The organism is Glaciecola sp. 1036 (genome assembly GCF_050306235.1).
In the GTDB taxonomy this organism is placed as follows: Bacteria; Pseudomonadota; Gammaproteobacteria; order Enterobacterales; family Alteromonadaceae; genus Glaciecola.
Genome location: NZ_JBLWFH010000009.1, coordinates 14,317 through 37,652 on the forward strand (window position 1 = coordinate 14,317; position 23,336 = coordinate 37,652).

Annotated in this window: 20 protein-coding genes; 17 read left to right on the forward strand and 3 right to left on the reverse strand. The window is 40.8% G+C overall.

Translation table 11 applies throughout. The features are described 5' to 3' along the window. Positions 1–62 precede the first annotated feature (62 nt). Positions 63–512: a flavodoxin gene (locus ACNKW3_RS13570; RefSeq protein ID WP_427399849.1), complete on the forward strand. Its 450-nt coding sequence runs from the start codon at positions 63–65 to the stop codon at positions 510–512. Between the two features lie 205 nt (positions 513–717). On the opposite strand, the gene dapD is transcribed toward ACNKW3_RS13570, so the two are convergent. Genes dapD through map form a run of 3 tightly spaced genes read right to left on the reverse strand, consistent with a single transcriptional unit; the run spans position 718 to position 4,987 of the window. Beyond that, positions 718–1,542, reverse strand: coding sequence for a 2,3,4,5-tetrahydropyridine-2,6-dicarboxylate N-succinyltransferase (gene dapD, locus ACNKW3_RS13575; protein ID WP_427399850.1), 825 nt, complete (start codon positions 1,540–1,542; stop codon positions 718–720). Then, positions 1,539–4,172, reverse strand: a complete 2,634-nt coding sequence (gene glnD, locus ACNKW3_RS13580; protein WP_427399851.1) for a [protein-PII] uridylyltransferase — start codon at positions 4,170–4,172, stop codon at positions 1,539–1,541. Before glnD ends, dapD begins: the two co-directional genes overlap by 4 nt. Before the next feature lie 23 nt (positions 4,173–4,195). After that, entirely contained in the window at positions 4,196–4,987 is a 792-nt protein-coding gene (gene map / locus ACNKW3_RS13585) for a type I methionyl aminopeptidase (protein ID WP_427399852.1), read from the reverse strand. A gap of 369 nt (positions 4,988–5,356) precedes the next feature. Between map and rpsB the strand changes: the two genes are divergently transcribed. The 16 genes from rpsB (at position 5,357) to accA (ending at position 23,332) form a co-directional block, all read left to right on the forward strand. After that, complete coding sequence (gene rpsB, locus ACNKW3_RS13590; protein ID WP_427399853.1) at positions 5,357–6,085, forward strand: 30S ribosomal protein S2; 729 nt, start codon at positions 5,357–5,359, stop codon at positions 6,083–6,085. A gap of 72 nt (positions 6,086–6,157) precedes the next feature. After that, on the forward strand, positions 6,158–7,030 hold the full coding sequence (gene tsf, locus ACNKW3_RS13595) for a translation elongation factor Ts (RefSeq protein WP_427399854.1): 873 nt from the start codon (positions 6,158–6,160) through the stop codon (positions 7,028–7,030). 110 nt (positions 7,031–7,140) lie between these two features. Beyond that, positions 7,141–7,878, forward strand: a complete 738-nt coding sequence (gene pyrH / locus ACNKW3_RS13600) for a UMP kinase (RefSeq protein WP_427399855.1) — start codon at positions 7,141–7,143, stop codon at positions 7,876–7,878. Positions 7,879–7,891: 13 nt separating this feature from the next. Next, on the forward strand, positions 7,892–8,449 hold the full coding sequence (gene frr / locus ACNKW3_RS13605) for a ribosome recycling factor (RefSeq protein WP_427399856.1): 558 nt from the start codon (positions 7,892–7,894) through the stop codon (positions 8,447–8,449). 34 nt (positions 8,450–8,483) lie between these two features. Then, a complete protein-coding gene (gene uppS / locus ACNKW3_RS13610) occupies positions 8,484–9,242 on the forward strand; it encodes a polyprenyl diphosphate synthase (protein ID WP_427399857.1) in 759 nt (252 codons plus the stop codon). After that, positions 9,242–10,105: a phosphatidate cytidylyltransferase gene (locus ACNKW3_RS13615; protein WP_427399858.1), complete on the forward strand. Its 864-nt coding sequence runs from the start codon at positions 9,242–9,244 to the stop codon at positions 10,103–10,105. The genes uppS and ACNKW3_RS13615 overlap by 1 nt, the downstream gene beginning before the upstream one ends. Positions 10,106–10,161: 56 nt before the next feature. Continuing rightward, entirely contained in the window at positions 10,162–11,349 is a 1,188-nt protein-coding gene (ispC, locus tag ACNKW3_RS13620) for a 1-deoxy-D-xylulose-5-phosphate reductoisomerase (RefSeq protein ID WP_427399981.1), read from the forward strand. Further along, positions 11,349–12,695, forward strand: a complete 1,347-nt coding sequence (gene rseP / locus ACNKW3_RS13625) for an RIP metalloprotease RseP (protein ID WP_427399859.1) — start codon at positions 11,349–11,351, stop codon at positions 12,693–12,695. Before ispC ends, rseP begins: the two co-directional genes overlap by 1 nt. A gap of 43 nt (positions 12,696–12,738) precedes the next feature. Continuing rightward, a complete protein-coding gene (gene bamA / locus ACNKW3_RS13630) occupies positions 12,739–15,219 on the forward strand; it encodes an outer membrane protein assembly factor BamA (RefSeq protein WP_427399860.1) in 2,481 nt (826 codons plus the stop codon). A gap of 66 nt (positions 15,220–15,285) precedes the next feature. Next, complete coding sequence (locus ACNKW3_RS13635; protein ID WP_427399861.1) at positions 15,286–15,801, forward strand: OmpH family outer membrane protein; 516 nt, start codon at positions 15,286–15,288, stop codon at positions 15,799–15,801. Between the two features lie 118 nt (positions 15,802–15,919). Then, a complete protein-coding gene (fabZ, locus tag ACNKW3_RS13640; protein ID WP_427399862.1) occupies positions 15,920–16,366 on the forward strand; it encodes a 3-hydroxyacyl-ACP dehydratase FabZ in 447 nt (148 codons plus the stop codon). 1 nt (position 16,367) lies between these two features. Beyond that, on the forward strand, positions 16,368–17,138 hold the full coding sequence (gene lpxA / locus ACNKW3_RS13645) for an acyl-ACP--UDP-N-acetylglucosamine O-acyltransferase (protein WP_427399863.1): 771 nt from the start codon (positions 16,368–16,370) through the stop codon (positions 17,136–17,138). A gap of 13 nt (positions 17,139–17,151) precedes the next feature. Next, complete coding sequence (gene lpxB / locus ACNKW3_RS13650) at positions 17,152–18,291, forward strand: lipid-A-disaccharide synthase (RefSeq protein WP_427399864.1); 1,140 nt, start codon at positions 17,152–17,154, stop codon at positions 18,289–18,291. A 1-nt stretch (position 18,292) separates the two neighbouring features. After that, positions 18,293–18,862 carry a ribonuclease HII gene (rnhB, locus tag ACNKW3_RS13655; RefSeq protein ID WP_427399865.1) on the forward strand — a complete coding sequence of 190 codons (570 nt, stop codon included), beginning with the start codon at positions 18,293–18,295 and terminating at the stop codon, positions 18,860–18,862. A gap of 17 nt (positions 18,863–18,879) precedes the next feature. Beyond that, entirely contained in the window at positions 18,880–22,347 is a 3,468-nt protein-coding gene (gene dnaE / locus ACNKW3_RS13660; RefSeq protein WP_427399866.1) for a DNA polymerase III subunit alpha, read from the forward strand. A 28-nt stretch (positions 22,348–22,375) separates the two neighbouring features. Next, entirely contained in the window at positions 22,376–23,332 is a 957-nt protein-coding gene (gene accA, locus ACNKW3_RS13665) for an acetyl-CoA carboxylase carboxyl transferase subunit alpha (RefSeq protein WP_427399867.1), read from the forward strand. The last annotated feature ends 4 nt before the right edge of the window (positions 23,333–23,336 follow it).

Sequence of the window (23,336 nt, forward strand, 5' to 3'; positions counted from 1 at the left end):
AATACAATACCGCCCTTATCAAATAAACAGTTTAAAACGACTTAGAATAGAAGAGAGTTTACATGCGCAGTGTTAGCATATTTGCAGGATCAGTCTACGGCAACGCCCAACATGTCGCCGAAGCAGTGGTTGCTATGTTGGAAAAAGAAGGCGTAGACGCGCAAGTATTTCATGATCCGGATATCTCAGATTTTGTTGAAGCTGAATCTGTGGTGATAATCACTTCTACAACAGGTCAGGGAGATGTTCCGCCTAACATTGAATTATTCTTTCAAGAGTTAAAGGACCAGTTTCCACTAATGAATAATAAGCCTTTTGTTGTTGCAGGGCTCGGGGATAGTTCATACGGCGACAGTTACTGTGGAGCAGGGCGTCAATTCTTTGAATTACTACAAGAACTGCAAGGTAATCCTATTGCAGACATGCTCGAAGTGGACGCCATCGAAACCCTATCACCTGAAGATGAAGTAGTACCTTTTATCAAAGCTAATATTGAAAGATTAACTCAATAGTTAATTTCTCTCTCAGGCTTTTGAATATATGGATTAACGGGGTATGGCGACATTTGAAAGCTTCGAAATCATGGATGATTTCGTAGAGCGCCCATGGATGGGTTCACAGCGTCTTTCAAATATCGCCATTCCCCGTTAATACTGAATTTTCTACCACCAGAGTAGAAAAGCACTTGATAGGCAGATCAAGTGCTTAGTCTTGAAATTACTCAGCGTTACGAAGGATGTCGTTGATGCCGGTTTTAGATAGGGTTTTAGCGTCCACTTTTTTCACTATAATGGCTGCATATAAAGAGTATTTGCCGCATTTGCTTGGTAAGTTACCCGGTACTACTACTGAGCCAGCTGGAACGCGACCAAAATGAACTTCACCGGTTTCTCTATCATAGATTTTAGTGCTTTGACCTATGTAAACGCCCATAGAAATCACTGAACCTTCTTCTACAATGACACCTTCTACTATTTCAGAACGCGCACCGATGAAGCAGTTATCTTCAATTATTGTTGGGCTTGCTTGAAGTGGTTCTAAAACACCACCAATACCAACACCACCAGATAAATGTACGTTTTTACCAATTTGTGCACAAGAACCCACGGTTGCCCAAGTATCTACCATGGTACCTTCATCAACATAGGCCCCAATATTTACATAAGAAGGCATAACCACTACATTTTTGCCAATGAAAGAGCCCGTTCTAACAGCCGCCGGCGGCACAATCCGCATTCCTTCAGCTTTAAATCGTGCAGCGTCGTAATCAGTGAATTTTAAAGGTACTTTGTCATAAAAGGTTGATTCAGCGCCTTGAATAAGATCGTTGTCATTGAGTTTAAAAAACAACAGAACGGCTTTCTTTAGCCATTCATTAACTTGCCAATCAGTTCCCACTTTTTCCGCTACTCGAGCTTCACCGCTATTTAATAAAGCGATGGCTTGGTTTACAGCTTCTCTTACTTGCTCGCTGGCAGTTTCAGCTGTGAAGGTATCTCTAGTTTCAAATGCTTGTTCAATCAGGGTCGCTAATTCTTTCATATCGCGGTATTCACTTCTGGTTTATCTAATTTAAGTTTTAGTTGTTTACGTAAAATGATTTTTTGATCTTGTGTCAGGCTCTTGCCATCTTCGTTACAAATAATGAATATGTCTTCTGCTCGCTCGCCTATAGTTGTTATTTTAGCCATTTTTAGAGTCATATTAAGATCAACAAATAAGTGACCTACACGGGCGAGTAAACCAGGAGCATCTAGCGCTTCTAATTCTATCAGAGTTACATCATCAGCAATATCAAAAAAGCGCACTTTAGTGGGTACATCTAAGTGACGCATTTGTCTCGACATTTTTCGTTGATTGCTATGGGAGCGGCCGGGTTTGATTAATTGTTGATGAATAGCTTGGGCTAAAACATTGGCATGATCGTCCGAACTGATGCGTTTTGCATTGTGATCCAGCACTATCATGCTATCGAATACATAACCATCATGAGTCACCACGATTTGGGCATCATGTACCGAACAATTTCTACTATCTAGTACTGACGCTATTTGAGCAAACAAAGCGGAGCGGTCGTGGCAATAAATAAAAATTTCGGTGCCCGCACGAGTAGTTTCGTTGCTGGCTGCGACTATGATTTCATCTTTTGCTAGTTCACCGTGCTCAACGATTTTTTGAGAATGCCAAGCGATCTGTTTAGGCTTAAAGCGCGCAAAGTAATCGGGAGTCATTCGATTCCAGTAATCGGCATAACTATCTGGTGACATATTGGCTTGGCTTAACAACTCTGCGGCCTGATGCTTATGCTCGATAATGCGCTCTTCTAGGGTTTTTCGACATTCAAACCCATTGTCCAAGGCTTGTTGAGTAAGCAAATATAGCTCTCTTAACAAACTTGCTTTCCAATCGTTCCACAAATTGCTATTAGTGGCGCGAATGTCCGCCAAGGTAAGTGTATACAAGAGATCTAGGTGCAGATGACTCTTTACTTGGGTCGCAAATTCGTTGATAACTTCGGGATCGTATATGTCTCTGCGTTGTGCAATTACAGACATTAACAGGTGATTTTCTACTAACCAAGCGATCATGGCAGAGTTTTTGGCCGAGACTCCATGTCTGGAACAAAACGAATCTACATCTTTGGCGCCCAATTTAGAATGATCGCCACCACGACCTTTGGCTATATCATGGAATATGGCAGCTAAGAGCAATACTTCGGGTTCATCCAAGTGATTAACAATACGACTGCAACGAGGAAACTCTTGTGGCTCAGTAAAATAACGTCTTACATATTTGACTAATCTATGGGTGTGTTCATCAACAGTGTAAGCGTGAAACAGGTCAAACTGCATCATGCCAACAATTTTATCCCACTCGGGTAAATACGCCTGCAAAATCCCATTCTTGTGCATGATATCCCAACCTAAATCAAAAAAGTCAGGATCAGAAACGAGTTGCATAAAGGTTTCGCGGCATTCAGGGTATTCGATAAAGTATTTCGATTGGAACTGTCGTCGGGCATTTCGAAGTTGACGGATACAGTTTCCGTCTAAGCCTTTTATATCCGGGTACTTAGCTAATAAACCAAGGAAGCTCAGCATAGAAACAGGGGTTGGAAAACAATTATCGTGTCTAGGCTTTAAAAGACCTTCTTGATAACAAAAGTCATCACTAATGATCTGTATTTTCTTTTTACTTCTGCCTAGGATATCTTCGCTAAAACGCTGTAACAACATGGAGTTCAATTCAGAAACACGACGGACAATGCGAAACATATGCTTCATCATTTTTTCGACGCCTGATTTTCCTTCTCCAAAGCCTAATAACTTTGCTACCTGAGGTTGATAATCAAATAATAAACGGTTTTCAGAGCGATCCGCTACTAAATGCAGGGCATAGCGAATTCGCCACAGGTTCGACCGACATTCTATTAACTCAGCATGTTCTAATTCAGTAAAATAGCCATGACCAATAAGGGTTAGTCCATCATACTCTCGAAAATGCTTCTTGGCGACCCATCCTATGGATTGAATATCTCGCAAACACCCTGGATTTTCTTTTATGTTAGGTTCTAAATTATACGACGTATCATTAAATTTATGATGACGGGTCTGTTGTTCTTTTATTTTGGCTTGGAAAAATGCCTTGCTGCTCCAAGTTTTAGGGCTATTTACCTTGGTTTGTAGGCTCTTAAAAGTAGATTTACAACCGATTAAAAGCCGTGCTTCTACCAAATTTGTGGCGATTGAAATATCGTTCTTAGCGAGCTGAAAAGTTTCGCTGATGGTCCGGACTGATTGACCGATTTCTAATTTCACATCCCAAAGAAAGGTAATAAATTGACTGACTTTTTCTTGTAACTCCTGAGTCAGAGGTTTTTCGCTCAGAATTAATAAGTCAATGTCAGAATAGGGTTGTAATTGACCTCTGCCATAGCCGCCAACAGCACAAAGCGCCAATTGAGGTGTTTTGTCTAGCTCCAATAGACGCCAAGCATGGCATAGCAGCTCATCGGTAAATTCTGCACGTGCCACAACTAATTCATCTACATGTATGGTATTAAAATTGTCTCTTAACCATTTATAGTTTTCAGTGACTAACTTTTTGAATGCGGCTACTTTATTGATGTTATCAATATTTTTAATTTCTTGAATCAGTAGGCTGAGAGTCATACAACAAAAGTTCCTTCAGCTAATTAATGATTGAAAACGTTAGGAATGCTTTCTTCTTCTCTGTGGGTCAGTATCTCTACGCCTGTTTCGGTAACTAACAAAGTGTGCTCCCATTGGGCACTTAAACTTCGGTCTTTTGTCACCACTGTCCACTGATCAGGTAGTATTTTAGAATATCGTTTACCAGCATTTATCATCGGCTCAATAGTCAAGCACATACCTGGCACCAGTTCTTCACCAGTATTGGGGCGACCATAATGGACTACTTGAGGGTCCTCGTGAAAACCTGCGCCTATACCGTGACCACAATATTCTCGTACAACACTGTAATGGTGGCCTTCAGCATGCTGTTGAATAATATGCCCTATATCTCCAAGCTTAACGCCAGGTTTAACAATTTCGATAGCCTTATACAGACATTCCTGGGTAACGCGAATTAAGCGTTCAGCCATAATAGAAGGTTTTCCAACCACAAACATCTTAGATGTATCGCCGTGATAACCGTCTTTTTTAACCGTAACGTCGATATTCACAATATCGCCGTCTTTAAGTTTCTTATCGCCTGGAATACCGTGACAAATCACATGATTTACCGAGGTGCAAATGGATTTTGGAAATGGAGGATGGCCGTAATTTAGCGGTGCTGGAATGCCTCCTTGCACATCAACGATATAGTCATGGCACAGTTGATTGAGATGCTCTGTAGTGACCCCTTTTTTAACGTGCTCACCAATCATTACTAATACGTCTGACGCAAGTTTGCCAGCAATGCGCATTTTTTCGATTTCTTCAGGTGTTTTAATATTGATACCCAAGATTCAACTCCATTCATTAATTAAATTAAGGCTTTATAGCATTAGGCAACTTAAAATCGCGGCATTATAACATAAACACGAAAAACCGATATTACTCATTCACAGGGAATATAACCAAATGAAGTAGAGTTATACGAAGATGTCAAAAAATAGCGGCTAAAAGGGGATTTTACTTGCCAAATAAACATTGAGGTGGTATAAAGCGCGCGCTATTTTCGTTTAAACGATGAAAATAGCATAACTTAATTTAAATACACACACATATCATCACTTGGTTTCGGGGTGTCTTTGACGATTATGCGAATAGTCGGTAAGGATCGGAATTAAGGATATGTGGAGGCCTAACCCCTACAATAGGAAAATATTATCATGGCAAACGTATCTATGCGTGACATGCTCCAAGCTGGCGTGCACTTTGGTCACCAAACACGTTACTGGAACCCTAAAATGGCACCTTTCATTTTTGGTGCTCGCAACAAGGTTCATATTATCAACCTTGAAAAAACAGTCCCTCTTTTCAACGAAGCTTTAAGTTTCTTAACAAGTGTTGCAAACCGTAAAGGTAAAGTACTTTTTGTTGGTACTAAGCGTGCAGCATCGGAAGCAGTAAAAGAAGCAGCGCAAAAATGTGGTCAATACTACGTAAACAAGCGTTGGTTAGGTGGAATGTTGACTAACTGGAAAACAGTTCGTCAATCAATCAACCGTTTAAAAGAACTTGAGTCTCAAAGCAAAGATGGCACTTTTGACAAGTTAACTAAAAAAGAAGTGTTATTGCTTGAGCGTGAAATGTTTAAGCTAGAAAGCAGCTTAGGCGGAATCAAGGACATGGGCGGCTTACCAGACGTTATCTTTGTTGTTGATGCTGATCACGAGCACATCGCTATCACTGAAGCACGTAATTTGGGTATCCCTGTAGTATCTGTTGTTGATACTAACTCTAACCCTGACGGTGTTGATTACATCATTCCTGGTAATGATGACGCTATCCGTGCAATTCAGCTTTATACTAACGCTGCTGCTGACGCTGTTTTACAAGGTAAAAATGGCGGAACTGAAGCTGTAGCTGAAGACGAGTTTGTAGTAGAAGGCGAATAATTCGCTTCTATCAAGTTTATCAAGGAGACCGAGGTCTCCTTTTTTAAAAATTAAATATTGAGGAATAGAACCATGGCAGTGACTGCAGCACTGGTAAAAGAACTACGCGAGCGCACTGGCGCTGGTATGCTAGATTGTAAAAAAGCATTGGTTGAAACCGATGGCGATATCGAGCAAGCCATTGAAAATATGCGTAAGTCTGGTCAGGCGAAAGCAGCCAAAAAGGCCGGCCGAATTGCCGCTGAAGGTGTAATTTTAACCAAAGTAGATGGCAACAAAGCCACTATGTTGGAATTAAACTGTGAAACTGATTTCGTAGCAAGAGATGAAGGCTTCTTAGCGTTCGGTGAAAAACTTGTTGAAATTGCAGCAGCAAACGAAATTAATGACATCGACACATTGAATGCAGCTGAGTTAGACGGTACTACCGTAGCTGACGCGCGTGACACGCTTGTTGCGAAAATCGGTGAAAATATCTCTCCACGTCGCGTAATTAGCATTTCTGGTGATAACCTAGGTGCTTATGTACACGGTGGTCGCATAGGTGTACTTGCCATTCTAACTGGTGGTGACGAAGAGCTAGCGAAAGATATCGCTATGCACGTAGCTGCGGCAACGCCACAATACGTGAAGCCTGAAGATGTGCCTGCTGAAGTTGTTGAAAAAGAAAAAGCTATTCAGGTAGAAATTGCAGTTCAATCTGGTAAGCCTGCTGACATCGCTGAAAAAATGGTTGTTGGTCGTATGAAGAAATTCACTGGCGAAATCAGCTTAACTGGTCAACCTTTTATCAAAGATCCTAGCACTAACGTTGGCGCGCTACTTAAATCTAAAGGTGCAGACGTTATCAACTTCGTTCGTTTTGAAGTTGGTGAAGGTATTGAGAAGAAGACTGAAGATTTCGCAGCTGAAGTTGCAGCGCAAATGGAAGCAGCAAAGAAATAATTGCATTGCCGACTTTTGCTTAGCGAAATGTTAATATACACTTAGAGCACCTCAAATGGGGTGCTTTTTTTTAACTAAAATAGACCGACGCAGGAAAGGACAATAATAACATGAGTGTTTCACCAAAACCGGCATATAGAAGAATTCTACTAAAACTTTCTGGCGAAGCTTTAATGGGTGAAGAAAATTTTGGTATTGATGCTAAAGTTCTCGATCGCATGGCGCAAGAAATCAAAGAACTGGTTGAGTTAGGCGTCGAAGTTGGATTAGTTATCGGCGGTGGTAACTTATTTAGAGGTCAGGGTTTAGCTAAAGCTGGCATGAACAGAGTTGTGGGTGACCACATGGGTATGTTAGCCACTGTAATGAACGGTTTAGCTATGCGAGATGCTTTACATCGCGCTTACGTGAACGCACGTTTAATGTCTGCAATTCCTTTAAATGGAGTCTGCGACCCCTACAATTGGACCGATGCCATTAGTTTATTAAAGTCTGGTAAAGTAGTAATATTCGCTGCCGGTACTGGGAATCCATTTTTTACTACAGATTCAGCCGCTTGTTTACGCGGTATAGAAATCGAAGCTGATGCGGTATTTAAGGCAACCAAAGTCGACGGCGTTTATGATTCTGATCCGGTGAGCAATCCTGATGCAGTATTGTTAGAGACCTTGAGTTATCAAGAAGTACTAGAAAAAGAATTAAAAGTAATGGATTTATCTGCGTTTACGTTAGCAAGAGATCACAATATGCCTATTCGGGTGTTTAACATGAATCAACCCGGATGTTTGAAGCGTGTTGTTCTTGGTGACGCCGAAGGCACACTAATATGTCATCCTGAAGAAAAATAAAATAGGGTATAAAATGATTGATGAAATTGAATTAGATGCAAGCGATCGAATGGAAAAGAGTATTGCTGCATTAAAAGGACAGTTTAGTAAAATTAGAACAGGAAGAGCTCACCCTAGTTTGCTTGATACCATAATGGTGAATTATTATGGGGCAGATACGCCGCTAAAACAATTAGCAAATATAGTGGCTGAAGATTCCAGAACCCTAGCGCTTTCAGTTTTTGATAAAAGTTCAATTCAAGCGGTCGAAAAGGCCATAATGCAATCTGACTTGGGATTAAATCCAATGTCAGCAGGTTCCACCATTCGCATTCCTATGCCTCCGTTAACTGAAGAGCGTCGTAAAGACTTGATTAAAGTGGTAAGAGCTGAGGCTGAACAAGGTCGAATTGCGATTCGTAACGTTCGCAGAGACGCTAATAGCGATATCAAAGAATTGCTAAAAGAAAAAGAAATCAGTGAAGATGAAAGTCGCGCTGGTGAAGAAAATATCCAAACAATCACCAATCAATTTATCAAAAAAGTAGATGAGTTACTTGCTGATAAAGAAAAAGAATTGATGGAAGTGTAACGTCAGTCTTATGAGTAATAATAGGACTGAAAAAATGTCTAATGAGGCGGCGACTATACTAAAAGCGCCGCGTCATGTGGGCATCATCATGGATGGAAATGGTCGTTGGGCGCAGGTGAGAGGTAAACGCCGCACTTTTGGACACAAGGCTGGTGTAGAAGCAGTGCGCGCCTCAGTACGGTATGCAAGAGCGACTGATATTGAATCTTTAACATTATTTGCATTTTCCAGTGAAAACTGGAAACGTCCAGAAGAAGAAGTCGGTGTGCTCATGGACTTATTCGGATTAGTGTTAAAGAGTGAAGTGAAACGCCTGCATAAAAACGACATACGACTCAAAGTGATTGGTGACTTATCTGCGTTTTCAGATAAGCTTCAGAGTAAAATTCGTCAGGCTGAAGAACTCACAGAAAAAAATGCCTCGCTAACCTTAAATATAGCAGCAAACTATGGTGGACGATGGGACATTGTAAATGCAGCTAGGCAGATTTCTGAGCAAGTGAAAAATAGCCAGATCGATATTCAGAATATTGACGAAGACGTATTTTCTACATTTTTAAGTACCCAAGGTTTACCTGAATTAGATTTATTGATCAGAACAGGCGGAGACCATCGCATCAGCAACTTCTTATTGTGGCAATGTGCTTACGCAGAATTTTATTTTACGGATACGCTTTGGCCCGATTTTAATGAAGATGCTTTTAGAGCCGCAGTTGAAGACTTTTCTTCAAGACAACGTCGATTTGGTCTCACAGGTGAGCAAATTATGACAGAAGACCCTGAGCGAAAATAATGTTAAAGCAGCGTGTGATTACAGCCTTGGTACTGGCGCCTTTAGCGTTATTTGCCATTCTATTTTTATCCATTGAGCATTTTAAAATAGCGGTGGCAGCTGTTGTTTGTTTGGGCGCCTACGAGTGGGCCAATATGTCTGGCATTACCATTCGCATATTCAAAGGCTGGTTTATGCTGTTTATTGGTTGCCTTTGTGGTCTACTGATTTACTTCATAGATGCAGAATCTATTTGGGTTCAAGGACAATTAACACCTGTTTTTACTAGCATTTTAACTATTGCAGTGATTTGGTGGGCACTTAGTCTATTTATGATAATTGCCTATCCTAAATACAGTCAGTTCTGGAAAAACAGTATTCCAATTCGTGCTGCATTTGGGGTGCTCACTTTGATTCCTACTTGGGTCGCTATCGTAAGTCTGCGCACCAGTTTGTATGACGTTGATCCCTTTTATGGCGCTTCTCTTTTATTCTATGTATTGGGTATAGTGTGGGCTGCGGATATCGGGGCATTTTTCGTTGGCGTAAAATTTGGTAAGCATAAACTGCGTCCGAATGTATCTCCAGGGAAAACCCTTGAAGGACTATTAGGTGGCGTAATGGCATCTTTAGCCATCATCGCGTTTGCTGCAATGCATTATCAAGTAGACCCTTCGATTATATGGCTTCATGTCGTGATAGGCGGAATTACAGTTGGCGTATCAGCTTTAGGTGATTTGAATGAGTCTATGTTTAAGCGCTGCGCAGGCATAAAAGACAGTGGTAAATTGTTACCCGGTCATGGTGGGGTTATGGATCGCATTGATAGCTTAACTGCAGCATTCCCTGTTTTTGCCTTTTGTTACGTGGTTTGGATGGCGTAACTTTTTATGCTTAATGTTGATACTATAGTGGTTGCTAGGAAGTAATGATGTCCGCTATTAAAAACGTCACTGTGTTAGGTGCTACAGGCTCTATTGGCTTGAATACTTTAGATGTTATTCAGCGCAATCAGGCTGCATTTAAAGTGTTTGCCGTATCAGGTCATTCACAGCTTCAAAAGCTATTAGAAATTACCCTATCGTTTTCACCTAAATATGTAGTGGTAACAACATCCGAAAAAGCAAACCAGCTTGCAGATTTATTCAGCCAAGCCAACATCAAAGAAACTCAAATTTTATTTGGTGAACAGGCGCTTTGTGATATTTCTTCGGATTCTGACGTCGATATTGTTATGTCTGCCATTGTAGGAGCGGCAGGACTAGTACCAACCATGGCGGCAATTAAGGCTGGAAAACAAGTTTTGTTGGCGAACAAAGAATCGCTAGTGATGTCGGGTGAGTTGTTTATTCAAGCGGTAGAACAACATCAAGCAACTTTGATTCCAGTAGATAGCGAACATAATGCTATTTTTCAATGTCTGCCAAAAGACTATCAATATGGCAATCCTCAATCATCAGGTATTTCCCATTTATTGTTAACAGCCTCAGGTGGCCCTTTTCGAGAGCTCCCGTTAAATGAACTTCACAAGGTAACACCGGATCAAGCTTGCAATCATCCCAATTGGGATATGGGCAGAAAAATATCCGTTGACTCAGCTTCTATGATGAACAAAGGACTTGAGTTTATTGAAGCGAAATGGCTTTTCGGTATTGCCGAAGATAACATCAAGGTGGTGATTCATCCTCAAAGTACCATACATTCCATGGTGCAATATGTTGATGGCAGTGTGCTTGCACAAATGGGGAACCCAGATATGAGAACGCCTATTGCTCATGCTTTGGCTTTTCCTGAGCGGATAGTATCTGGCGTAAAAGCGTTGGACTTTTTTAGTTTACAGGATTTTTCGTTTCAAGCGCCTTGTGAATCTAGATTTCCCAACCTTTACTTGGCTATGCATGCTTGTAAGTTAGGTCAATCTGCCACAACTGCGCTTAATGCTGGTAATGAAGTGGCCGTAGACGCATTTTTAAATGAACGAATTGGTTTTATGGACATCTATAATGTAAATGACAAGGTGGTAAATAAGTTTGACTCGGTTGCATTAGCGTCAATAGAAGATATTATTGCCCACGATAAAGAATGTCGTAACTATGCAAATGATCTAGTGAGGAAGCTTTCGCTCTAATGTCTATTATCCAGAATATTTTCTTTTTCATATTAGCTCTCAGTATTTTGGTAGCTGTCCATGAATGGGGGCATTATTACGTTGCAAAATTGTGCAAGGTGAAAATCATTCGTTATTCCATCGGTTTTGGTAAGCCCTTGTATAAGCGCATAACCTCTAGCGGAATGGAGTTCGTGATTGCCGCAATTCCATTAGGCGGTTACGTGCGAATGTTAGACGGAAGGGTAGATGAACTCGAAGAGCAAGATAAGGCTGTCGCATTTAATTTTAAACCTGTTTGGCAGAGGTTCGCCATAGTAGCGGCAGGTCCAATAGTGAACTTTATTTTCGCAATATTTGCCGCCATGGTAATTGGTCTGATTGGTTACCAAGCTCAGAAACCTGTGGTCGCCGAAGTCGCTCAAGGTTCTTATTTTTACAATGCTGGCGTTCAACCTCTAGATGAAATAGTCCAAATTGGAGACACCCAAACGCAAACTTGGCGCAGTGTTAGTATGCAAATGGTGACCTTTAGTGGGGAAGATGTTATGCCCATTAAAGTAAAAGATGATAATGGCGTAGAAAGAGATTTAACTGTTGCCATAAATGGCTGGAAAATTGATCCTGATGGTCAGAACATTTTTGATGCGTTTGGTATTACCGCATATCGACCACAGACTTCTACAACCCTATATCAAGTGCAAGAAAACAGTCCTGCTGGTGTTGCTGGTCTTAAAGCGGGTGATAAAATTATCGCAATCGATGGAACTAGTTTAGAAAACTGGAGCCAAATAGTCGGTTTGATTGAGCCAAGATTAAATCAAAATGGCGTTATACAGGTTGAAAGGGATAATCGCACCTTAGAATTTGATATCAAATTCGCGGAGCATCCAGATTTTCCCGGAAGAGGATATTTAGGTGTTATTCCTTACTCTGAACCCTGGCCAGAAAAATATGTACACACCGTGGAATACGGCTTTTGGGGTGCATTCAAATATGGCGTAGAGGAAACGGGAAGATTAGTTTCAGTTACTTTTACAATGCTGGGCAAGTTATTTACTGGTGATTTATCAGTAAAGAGTTTGAGCGGACCTATTTCGATTGCTGAAGGTGCAGGTACCAGTGCTAGTTATGGGTTAACGGAATTTTTAACATTTTTAGCGCTAATTAGTGTAAATCTTGGTATCATCAACCTTTTGCCGCTTCCCGTATTGGACGGTGGTCATTTAATGTACTTTATTGTCGAATGGATAACTGGAAAGCCTGTGTCAGAGGCGGTTCAGGAATTAGGATTTAGAATAGGGAGTGTCGTGTTATTCGCAGTGATGGCGACCGCAATATTCAACGATATCCTGAGATACATATAACGAAAATAATAGCTGACACAAGATATTGGATTTTTGATAGTAAATGAAGTGTAATAAACTTATTCTTGCTGCATTACTTGCCGCTTCATCATCGTCATTTGCGCAATCGCGTTATGATTTTGTTGTAGAAGATATTCGTGTTGAAGGTCTTCAACGTGTTGCTTTGGGCGCAGCCTTAACATATCTCCCAGTGCAAAGAGGAGATACACTCAATCAATTTCGTATAACGCAATTAATTCGCTCGCTATATTCATCGACTCACTTTGAAAGAGTTGAGGTGTTTCGCGATGGAAACACCCTAATAATTGAGGTTGAAGAGCGTCCTACAATTGCCAGTATTGCCTTTGATGGTAACGACGATATAAAGGATGAACAGTTACAGGAAAGTTTGGATAACTCCAATATTCGTGTAGGTGAGCCTTTAGACCGCACGGTAATTACTTCGATAGAAAACGGATTAAAAGACTTTTTCTATAGTATTGGTAAATACAACGCTGATGTTGAAGCCATAGTGACACCGCTTCCTAGAAACCGAGTAGATCTTAAACTCTTATTTGAAGAGGGTGACGCAGCAAAAATTAAACAAATTAATGTGGTTGGAAACGAAGTTTTCGACGACACTGAACTTCTAAAACAGATTGAACTGCAGTTTGACACACCATGGTGGGACTTTATGTCCGAAACTCGGTATCAGCAACAGACCTTATCTGGTGATATGGAAACTATTACCAGTTATTACAAAGACCAAGGTTATTTGCAGTTTGCGATCACCTCTACTCAGGTTTCAATGTCACCTGAAAAAGATGGTATCTACATCACTTTGAACGTTTCTGAAGGTGAGACTTACACAATTTCAGACATAGAGTTATCAGGTGATTTATTAGGTTTTGAAAACTTTCTTTCACAAGTGATACCTATACGCTCTGGCACTTTATACAATCAGTCAGATGTTACTTATGCAGAAGAGTTTGTTGCTAACTATCTTGGACGCTTCGGTTACGCTTATCCAACAGTGACAACTATTCCTGAAATTAACGAGGAAGATAAGACGGTAAAGCTAACTTTATCGGTTGATCCTGGTAAACGCATCTACGTTCGTCGAATTAACTTTAAAGGTAATTCAGTCACCTCTGATGCGGTATTGCGTCAGAACACAGTTCAGCTTGAAGGTACGTATTTATCTGACCAATTGTTAGAAACTTCAAAAGCACAACTGTCTCGTTTAACTTACATGGAAGAAGTTGAGTACGAAACCCATAGGTTGCCGACGGAAGACGATAAAGTCGATGTTGACTTTACTGTAAAAGAGCAGCCATCCGGTTCCTTTACTGCTGGTATAGGTTATGGTGATGCTACCAAATTAAGCTTACAAGCCGGTATTCAACAAGATAACTTCTTAGGTACGGGTAAAAGAGTAGGGATTAACTTGTCTACGGTTTCATACCAGAAAACTGCCCAGCTAACCTATTTAGATCCTTATTTCACCATTGATGGCATCAGCCTAGGTGGCTCAATTGCTTACAGTGAATTTGATGGAAGCGATTTTAATACGGTTAGATATAACACCAAGCGTTGGTCTTTAGGTGGCAACATTGGTTATCCGATTAATGAAGTTAATCGCATCAGTTTTGGATTGACCTATTCAGATGTTGAATTAACGTCTGATAACACAAGTTTTGAACAAACTAGACAGTTCTATCAGCAATTTGAAGATCCCAACGATCCTGAAGCACCAATTGAATACGATAGTTTCTTAGCCTCTGCTACTTGGACCAGAAATACGCTTAACCGAGGTTTGTTCCCGACAGCAGGTTCTTCTCAAAGGGCTTCATTTAGTATTACTACGCCAAATTCTGATGTGAATTATTTTAAATTTGTTGCTGATACCAAGTGGTACTTCCCACTTACCCGAAATCAGAGATGGTCGGTATTAGCACGTGCTCGATTGGGTTATGGTAATGGTTATGGTGAAAAGGACGGTATAGAACAAATATTGCCGTTCACTGAGAACTTTACCGCTGGTGGTTCAGACACCTTACGTGGTTTCGAAAACAACACCGTTGGTCCGCGTGGTGTATATCGCCGCCGAAATGTCATCGGTACTACTCCAAATGGAACGCCTATTATTGGTGATCCTAGTTTAGATACCTTGCAATTATCCCGACGCAGTTTAGGTGGTAACGCAATGGCAATAGGTGGAGTGGAGTTAATTGTTCCTACACCTTTTGTTGAAGCAGAATTTGATAATTCAGTCAGAACCAGTATTTTCTTCGATATTGGTAACGTTTGGGACACTGAGTTCAATTACGACGAATATCGGAATTTGAATGTTGATCTTGCCGGCGAAAGTGAAAATGCTTTCGCTGATTATAGTGACTGGAAATATTATCGTAGTTCAGCGGGTATATCAGTGCAGTGGATTTCGCCAATGGGACCCATGGTCTTCAGTTTCTCTAATGCATTAAAAGAAAGACCCGGCGATGACGCAAAATTCTTTACTTTCAACATTGGATCGACCTTCTAGAAAGGGTATAATCCAGTACGTTTTACGTTAACATTTATAACAATAACAAACCCGAGGAGTGTTATTTTGAAAATTTTGAAAAAAGGGCTGGCTGTAGTTTTATTAGCAGGCTTTAGTATGATGTCTATGGCTGCCAATGCAGCGGATAAAATCGGGGTGGTTGATGTACAAATGATTCTTCAATCTCTACCGCAAATTGCCACCATTGAACAGAACATCAATGAAGAGTTTAGAGATCAACGTCAAGAAATCCAAAAACTTCAGTCTGATGGTAACTTCATGGTACAAAAACTTCAGCGTGAGTCTGCTACTATGAGTGAAGAAGAAAAGGTTAAATTACAAGAGCAAATTCAGGCGCTTAGCCAAGATTTGCAAGCTAAAGCTCAGCCGTTACAGCAAAACATCCAACGTCGCACAAACGAAGAACGCCAAAAGTTATTTGGTTTAATCCAACAGGCGATTGATGGCATTGCAGCTAAAGAAGGCTATGACCTTGTCTTAAACAGAACTGCAGTCCCTTATGTAAAACAAGAATTTGATATCTCTCAAAAAGTTCTTGATCAGGTAAGTAAAGCTAACTAATCTGAAAAAATCAGGCCAACGTCCGTTGGTCTGATTTGTTTTTTCCCTTTCAGGCCTTATCTTATGCGCCTCAACGTTCTTTTGAACACAATTAAAGCCAAATAATTAGGAGATATACTTGGCAAATTCTCTCAATATTATAGAAATCAAAGAAATTATGGAGTTGTTACCTCACAGATATCCATTTCTATTGATTGATCGGGTGACAGATTACACTCTTGGCGAATCTATTACTGCGTATAAGAATATTTCAATTAATGAACAGATTTTTAATGGCCACTTTCCAGACCATCCAATCTTTCCAGGCGTTTTGATTCTAGAAGCTTTGGCTCAAGCAGCCGGTGTTTTAGGATTTAAAACGGTTGGTAGAAGCGATAAGTTATATCTTTACGCAGGTATTGATAAAGCTCGCTTTAAGCAACCAGTAGTGCCAGGCGACCGAATGGATATGAAGGTCACTCTGATTAAGGAAAAACGTGGTATTTGGAAATTCGCTGGTGTTGCAAGTGTAGATGGCAAGGAAGTATGTAGCGCCGAATTTATGTGTGCAATGCGAGACTTTTAACATGATTCATCCATCATCTGTTATTTCCCCTTCAGCAAAAATTGCTGAAGACGTCAGTATAGGTCCCTTTTGCTACATTGGTGATAATGTAGAAATTGAACAAGGTTGTGTTCTCCGCAGCCACGTAGTGGTAAAAGGTCACACAAAAATTGGTAAGCGAAATGAATTTTTCCAATTTTGTTCCATTGGTGAAGATTGCCAAGACAAGAAATATGCAGGTGAACAAACCTACTTAGAAATAGGTGATGATAATGTGTTTAGAGAGTCTTGTACCATTCATCGTGGTACGGTCCAAGACAACAGTATTACTAAAATAGGTTCGCGTAATTTATTTATGGTAAATGCCCATTTGGCCCATGATTGTATTATCGGTAGTGATAATATTTTGGCTAACAACGTGGCTGTAGCCGGTCATGTGCATATGGGAGACTTTGTTATTCTGGGTGGCATGACAGCTGTTCATCAATTTTGCCATCTAGGATCTCATGCTTTTACTGGTGGTGGCTCTATTGTACTGCGCGATATTGCTCCCTATGTGATGTATTCGGGCGTTAAACAAATGCCTCAAGGGATAAATTCTGAAGGTCTCAAGCGAAGAGGGTTTTCAGCAGAACAAATACTGAATATCAAACGCGCTTATAAAATTATCTACAGACAAGGTAATACGGTTGAAGAAGCGCTAACTAAGCTAGATGAATTAACCCAAGAAAATGCAGAACTTGCTATTTTAACCGACTTTTTACGCTCCAATAACCGCGGTCTAGCGCGCTAAAGGCAAATAAACTATGGCTAAGCCTTTGCATATTGGCGTTATTGCCGGAGAAGCGTCAGGTGACGTTCTTGCAGCAGGTCTTATTCGTGAGTTAAAACAGCTTTACCCAGATGCTGTCATTGACGGGATCGGCGGTCAGCATATGATAGCTGCCGGATTAAAAAGTCATGAAGATATAAACGCTCTTTCGGTAATGGGTTTGGTCGAGGTAGTAAAACATCTACCAAGCCTTTTAGGTATTCGCAAAAGAATTCTTCAGCACTTTCTATCTAATCCACCAGATGTTTTTATTGGCGTAGATGCCCCAGACTTTAATTTGCCTGTTGAAGCAAAGTTAAAGCAAGCCGGTATTAAGACCGTGCATTACGTTAGCCCTACTGTTTGGGCTTGGCGAGAAAAGCGAATTCATAAAATTGCTAAAGCAACTAATTTGGTGCTGGGTATTTTTCCTTTTGAAAAAACGACCTATGATAAATATGGCTATCATTATCAATATGTTGGACACACATTGGCTGATGAGATACCTATTAAAGTTGATCAAGAAGCTGTGCGGAAGAAGCTAGCTATAGAGACTAATAAACAGGTATTAGCTTTGTTGCCAGGTTCTAGAGCAAAAGAAATTGAAAATCTGTTAGATGTTTTTCTCGACACTGCGCAACTTTACAATAAGCACCAAGAAATTCTAGTGATTATCCCTGCTGCAAACCAAGCGAGAAAGCAACAGATTGAAACAGCTTTAAAGCAAAAAGCGCTTTCTATAGAAGTTCAAGTTACACAGGCCGCGGCCCGAGATGTAATGATGGCGTCTGACCTAATTTTACTAGCATCTGGCACAGCGAGTCTGGAAGCAATGTTATGTAAACGCCCTATGGTTGTGGCGTATAAGATGTCATATATCACCTACAAAATGATGGAACGTTTATATATTCCCAAATATTTCGCCTTGCCGAATATTTTAGCCAATGAGCTATTGGTGCCGGAATTTTTGCAACAAGATGTCAATCCTGAAAATCTTTGTAAGCACCTAATTTTGCAATCACAAAATGCCCAAGAGGGGCTAATTGAAAAATTTGAGCAAATACATCGCCAATTAAAGTGCGATGCAGACAAGCAAGCGGCATTAGCTATCAAAGATTTAATGGAGTCCGAATAAGATGTTAGTTGCTGGCGTGGACGAGGTTGGTCGGGGACCTCTTGTAGGAGATGTAGTAGCTGCTGCTGTCATCTTAGATCCAAGTCAGCCCATTGAAGGCTTGCGTGATTCAAAAAAACTATCTGAGAAAAAGCGTAATATCTTAGATCAAGAAATCCGCCAAAAGGCACTGGCTTGGGCTATTGGTAGAGCTTCGCCAATAGAAATAGATAAAATCAATATATTGCATGCCTCAATGTTAGCCATGCAAAGAGCTGTTGATGCCTTGAGCATTTCACCTGAGCATATTTTAGTAGATGGGAATCGTTTGCCAGTGTGGGGATATTCAGCACAAGCAATCGTCAAAGGGGACGATAAGCATCCTGAAATTGCTGCGGCCTCGATAATCGCTAAGGTCGCCAGGGATCATGATATGATGTTGTTGGATCAAGCTTTCCCCAATTATGACTTCGCCAAGCATAAAGGTTATCCTACCAAGGTGCATTTGGCTAAATTAGCCGAATATGGGCCTCTTGACATACATCGAAAATCATTTAAACCTGTACAACAGCTTATTACCAAAAAAGGTTAACCGGAGATTTAAACAAGGTGCATACAGATTTTGTTCATTTGCGAGTCCACAGTGACTTTTCCATGATTGATGGCTTGAATAAGGTAAACCCTATTCTGGATAAAGTGGTCGATCTTAATATGCCTGCAATTGCAGTGACTGATCAAATGAATATGTGTGGTCTGGTAAGATTTTATTCTGGCGCTATGTCTCGAGGCATAAAGCCCATAGTTGGATGTGACGTTAACTTTTTAAGTCAACACATTGAAGATCAAATTGGTTGTATGACCCTATTGGCGATGAATCAGCAAGGGTATAAAAACATTACTTGTTTGATTTCTGACGCCTATTTACAAGGCCATATTCAACATAAAGTGGTAGCCCAGACCCAATGGCTTCAAAAATACTCCGACGGTGTTATTTTACTTTCAGGTGGCCAAGACAGTGATTTAGGCATGCTGCTTAGTAAAGAAAAGTACCAACAAGCCAAAGAAGTTGCTGAATATTATCTTTCCATTTTTGGGGATCGGTTTTATTTGGAACTTTGCAGAGTAGGTAAGCCAGAAGAAAATATCTATATTGAACAGGCGGTAAAGTTAGCAGAGGAACTAGGAATCCCTGTAGTAGCAACTAACAATGTACGATTTATGAAATCGGCAGATTTTGAAGCTCACGAAATTCGTGTATGTATTGCTGAGGGATATACCCTAGAAGACAACCGCAGACCAAAAAATTACACGCAATATCAATATTTGCGTAGTGCGCAAGAAATGATTGAGCTGTTTGATGACATTCCGGAGGCCATTGCAAATTCAGTGGAAATAGCTAAGCGCTGTAGTGTGGAATTAACCTTAGGCAAATATTTCTTGCCAAATTTCCCTACCGGCGATCTTTCTACTGAAGAGTTTTTAGTGAAAGTGTCTGAAGAGGGATTAGAACGTCGACTGCTTACCTTATTTCCCGACGAACAAGAAAGGCAAGTAAAACGCGTTGAATATGACGAGCGTTTAAGGATTGAGTTAGACGTAATCAATCAAATGGGTTTCCCTGGATATTTCTTGATCGTAATGGAATTTATTCAATGGAGTAAAGATAACAATATTCCCGTTGGTCCTGGACGTGGTTCAGGTGCAGGTTCCTTGGTTGCTTATGCATTAGATATTACCGATTTGGACCCATTAGAGTTTGATTTGCTATTTGAGCGATTCTTGAATCCCGAACGTGTTTCAATGCCTGATTTTGATATCGATTTTTGTATGGATCGACGAGACGAAGTTATCGATCATGTGGCAGAAATGTACGGACGAGATGCGGTATCCCAGATAATTACCTTTGGTACTATGGCGGCGAAAGCCGTAATTCGTGATGTCGGCAGGGTACTGGGGCATCCTTATGGTTTTGTCGATCGCATTTCAAAACTAGTGCCAGGGGATCCTGGTATGACGCTGAAAAAAGCCTTTGAAGTCGAACCTAGATTAAACGAAGCCTATTCGTCTGATGATGAAGTTAAAGAACTCATCGATATGGCGCGAATTCTTGAAGGTGTCACAAGAAATGCGGGTAAACACGCCGGTGGTGTTGTTATTTCACCTACAACCATTACAGATTTCTCTCCGCTTTATTGTGATGATACGGGGGCAAATCCTGTTACCCAATACGACAAAAATGATGTAGAAACTGCTGGATTGGTTAAATTTGACTTCTTGGGACTGCGAACCCTGACCATTATTCAATGGGCTATCGACATGATCAAAGAAGTGCAAAACAAAGATGTCGATATTACTCAAATCCCATTAAACGATCCTAAATCGTTTAAATACCTTCAAAATGCTGAAACTACGGCGGTGTTTCAGCTGGAATCACGCGGAATGAAAGATCTGATAAAACGTCTTTCTCCGGACTGTTTTGAAGATATTATCGCCTTGGTGGCACTATTTAGACCCGGACCTTTGCAATCGGGCATGGTTGATAACTTTATTGATAGAAAGCATGGAAGAGAAGATATTTCATATCCAGATGCCACCTATCAGCATGAATGCTTAAAAGAGATCCTGCAACCGACTTACGGGATTATTTTATATCAAGAACAAGTTATGCAAATTGCGCAAGAAATGTCGGGGTATTCCCTCGGCGGAGCGGATTTGTTGCGACGCGCCATGGGTAAGAAAAAACCTGAAGAAATGGCAAAACAACGCTCTACCTTTGAAGAAGGTGCAAAAAATAACAACATTGATCCAGAATTGGCAATGAAGATTTTTGACTTGGTAGAGAAGTTTGCTGGATATGGATTTAACAAATCTCACTCGGCAGCCTATGCATTAGTTTCGTATCAAACGTTGTGGTTAAAAGTCCATTATCCTGCTGAATTTATGGCCGCTGTATTATCAGCAGATATGGATAATACAGACAAAGTAGTGACCCTCATCGATGAATGTAATCGCATGGGCTTAGAGGTGCTACCTCCAGATTTGAATTCAGGGCAATATAAATTCTCGGTCAATCAAGATGGTCAAATTGTGTATGGCATTGGGGCCATCAAAGGCGTAGGAGAAGGCCCTGTTGAAGCTATTATTGAAGCCCGACAAAGTCAAGGTGAGTTTACCGACCTGTTTGATTTTTGTGCTAAAGTAAATTTGAAAAAAATAAACAAACGCGTTATCGAAAAGCTGATCTTAGCAGGATCTATGGATAAATTTGGTGGTTCACATAGAGCCTCTCTAATGGCTACGCTAAAAGATGCATTAGACATGGCTGTGCAAACGGCAAACGCGGCTTTATCAGGTCAGGGCGACTTGTTTGGTACAGAAATGACCTGTGAAAAAGAAGTCGCCAATGCGTTTAAGAAAGTGCCTAAATGGTCAGACAAGGTATGGCTAGACGGTGAAAAAGAAACCCTTGGACTTTATTTAACGGGTCATCCAATTAATCAATACATAAAAGAAATACAAAATTACACAGATTGCAAATTAGTCGATGTAAAGCCTACGTCCAAAGATAACCCAATAAGTGTGGTTGGTTTGGTGCTTGGCGTTCGAGTAATGATGAACAAAAAAGGTCGGCGTTGGGCCTTGGTGACATTGGATGATAAAAGTGCACGCTTTGAAGTTAGGTTTTTTCCAGATCTGTATGAGCAATACGAAGATTTGCTAGTAAGTGACAATTTACTCTGGGTTCGTGGACAGGTCAGCTTTGATCAGTACTCAGGGAGCAATACAATGTCGGCCACGGAAGTTATGACGTTAGCGGATGCCAGAACGCGCTATACTTCACATTTAGCCATTTCGTTAACGTCTTCGTCCTGTAGTTTGTCGTCAGTGGCAAAAATTCAGGATATACTACACAATTATAAGGGTGGCAGTTGCCCCTTACATCTGTACATTGAACATCCAGATGTAGCGGTTGGATTAGCTGCAGCCAATAATTGGTATATTAGACCAGATGATGAATTGTTAACCAGTCTGCGCTATGAATTAGGCGAAGACAACGTAAGGTTAGTTTTTCAATAAATAATAATGATATAAATTGGGATAAGAAATGGGTCTACACTTTTTAGATTTTGAGCAACCCATAGCTGAATTAGAAGCTAAAATTGAAGAACTTCGCCTCGTCAATCAAGGCGGTGAGTTCGATGTTGGTATAGAAGAAGAAATTACCAAACTACGTGAGAAAAGCGGTGAACTAACACGGAAAATATTTTCTAATTTAGGTGCATGGCAAATTTCTCAAGTTGCGCGTCATCCTATGCGACCGTACACGCATGACTATATCAAGCACATGTTACAAGAATTTGACGAACTCGCGGGTGACAGAGCTTTTGCTGATGATAAAGCCATAGTAGGTGGTTTAGCGCGGTTAGATGGCATTCCGGTGATGGTAATTGGGCATCAAAAAGGCCGAGATACCCAAGAAAAAATTAAACGTAATTTTGGTATGCCTAAACCTGAAGGCTATCGTAAAGCTCTGCGCTTAATGCGCATGGCAGAAAGATTTAATTTGCCGATTATTACCTTCATTGACACTCCAGGTGCATATCCTGGTGTTGGCGCTGAAGAGCGCGGTCAAAGTGAAGCTATTGCTACCAACTTAAAAGTCATGGCTGAATTGAAGGTTCCCATTATCTGTACTGTTATTGGTGAAGGTGGCTCTGGTGGTGCCTTGGCAATTGGAGTGGGTGACAGAGTGAACATGTTGCAATATTCAACTTATTCGGTTATCTCACCTGAAGGCTGTGCGTCGATACTGTGGAAAAGTGCTGAAAAAGCGCCTGTCGCGGCCGAAGCTATGGGGGTTACCGCGCCACAGATTAAAGAGTTAGGCTTAATTAATACTATTGTGGATGAACCTCTAGGAGGAGCACACCGTGACCATGCGGCTATGGCTGCGAATTTAAAAGCCACAATAAAACAACAGTTGGCGCAACTATCTTCGTTGAGCACTGATGCCCTGATGCAAGAAAGATATGAACGCTTAATGTCGTTCGGATATTGTTAACATT

What these genes read in the sequence shown, in the direction of transcription:
- lpxB (WP_427399864.1), top strand. Translation starts at nt 17,152, where the DNA reads ATGGCTAAGCCTTTGCATATTGGCGTTATTGCCGGAGAAGCGTCAGGT.
- ACNKW3_RS13615 (WP_427399858.1), top strand. Translation starts at nt 9,242, where the DNA reads ATGTTAAAGCAGCGTGTGATTACAGCCTTGGTACTGGCGCCTTTAGCG.
- pyrH (WP_427399855.1), top strand. Translation starts at nt 7,141, where the DNA reads ATGAGTGTTTCACCAAAACCGGCATATAGAAGAATTCTACTAAAACTT.
- rnhB (WP_427399865.1), top strand. Translation starts at nt 18,293, where the DNA reads ATGTTAGTTGCTGGCGTGGACGAGGTTGGTCGGGGACCTCTTGTAGGA.
- bamA (WP_427399860.1), top strand. Translation starts at nt 12,739, where the DNA reads ATGAAGTGTAATAAACTTATTCTTGCTGCATTACTTGCCGCTTCATCA.
- dapD (WP_427399850.1), bottom strand. Translation starts at nt 1,542, where the DNA reads ATGAAAGAATTAGCGACCCTGATTGAACAAGCATTTGAAACTAGAGAT.
- frr (WP_427399856.1), top strand. Translation starts at nt 7,892, where the DNA reads ATGATTGATGAAATTGAATTAGATGCAAGCGATCGAATGGAAAAGAGT.
- rseP (WP_427399859.1), top strand. Translation starts at nt 11,349, where the DNA reads ATGTCTATTATCCAGAATATTTTCTTTTTCATATTAGCTCTCAGTATT.
- ACNKW3_RS13570 (WP_427399849.1), top strand. Translation starts at nt 63, where the DNA reads ATGCGCAGTGTTAGCATATTTGCAGGATCAGTCTACGGCAACGCCCAA.
- accA (WP_427399867.1), top strand. Translation starts at nt 22,376, where the DNA reads ATGGGTCTACACTTTTTAGATTTTGAGCAACCCATAGCTGAATTAGAA.
- lpxA (WP_427399863.1), top strand. Translation starts at nt 16,368, where the DNA reads ATGATTCATCCATCATCTGTTATTTCCCCTTCAGCAAAAATTGCTGAA.
- rpsB (WP_427399853.1), top strand. Translation starts at nt 5,357, where the DNA reads ATGGCAAACGTATCTATGCGTGACATGCTCCAAGCTGGCGTGCACTTT.
- glnD (WP_427399851.1), bottom strand. Translation starts at nt 4,172, where the DNA reads ATGACTCTCAGCCTACTGATTCAAGAAATTAAAAATATTGATAACATC.
- uppS (WP_427399857.1), top strand. Translation starts at nt 8,484, where the DNA reads ATGTCTAATGAGGCGGCGACTATACTAAAAGCGCCGCGTCATGTGGGC.
- tsf (WP_427399854.1), top strand. Translation starts at nt 6,158, where the DNA reads ATGGCAGTGACTGCAGCACTGGTAAAAGAACTACGCGAGCGCACTGGC.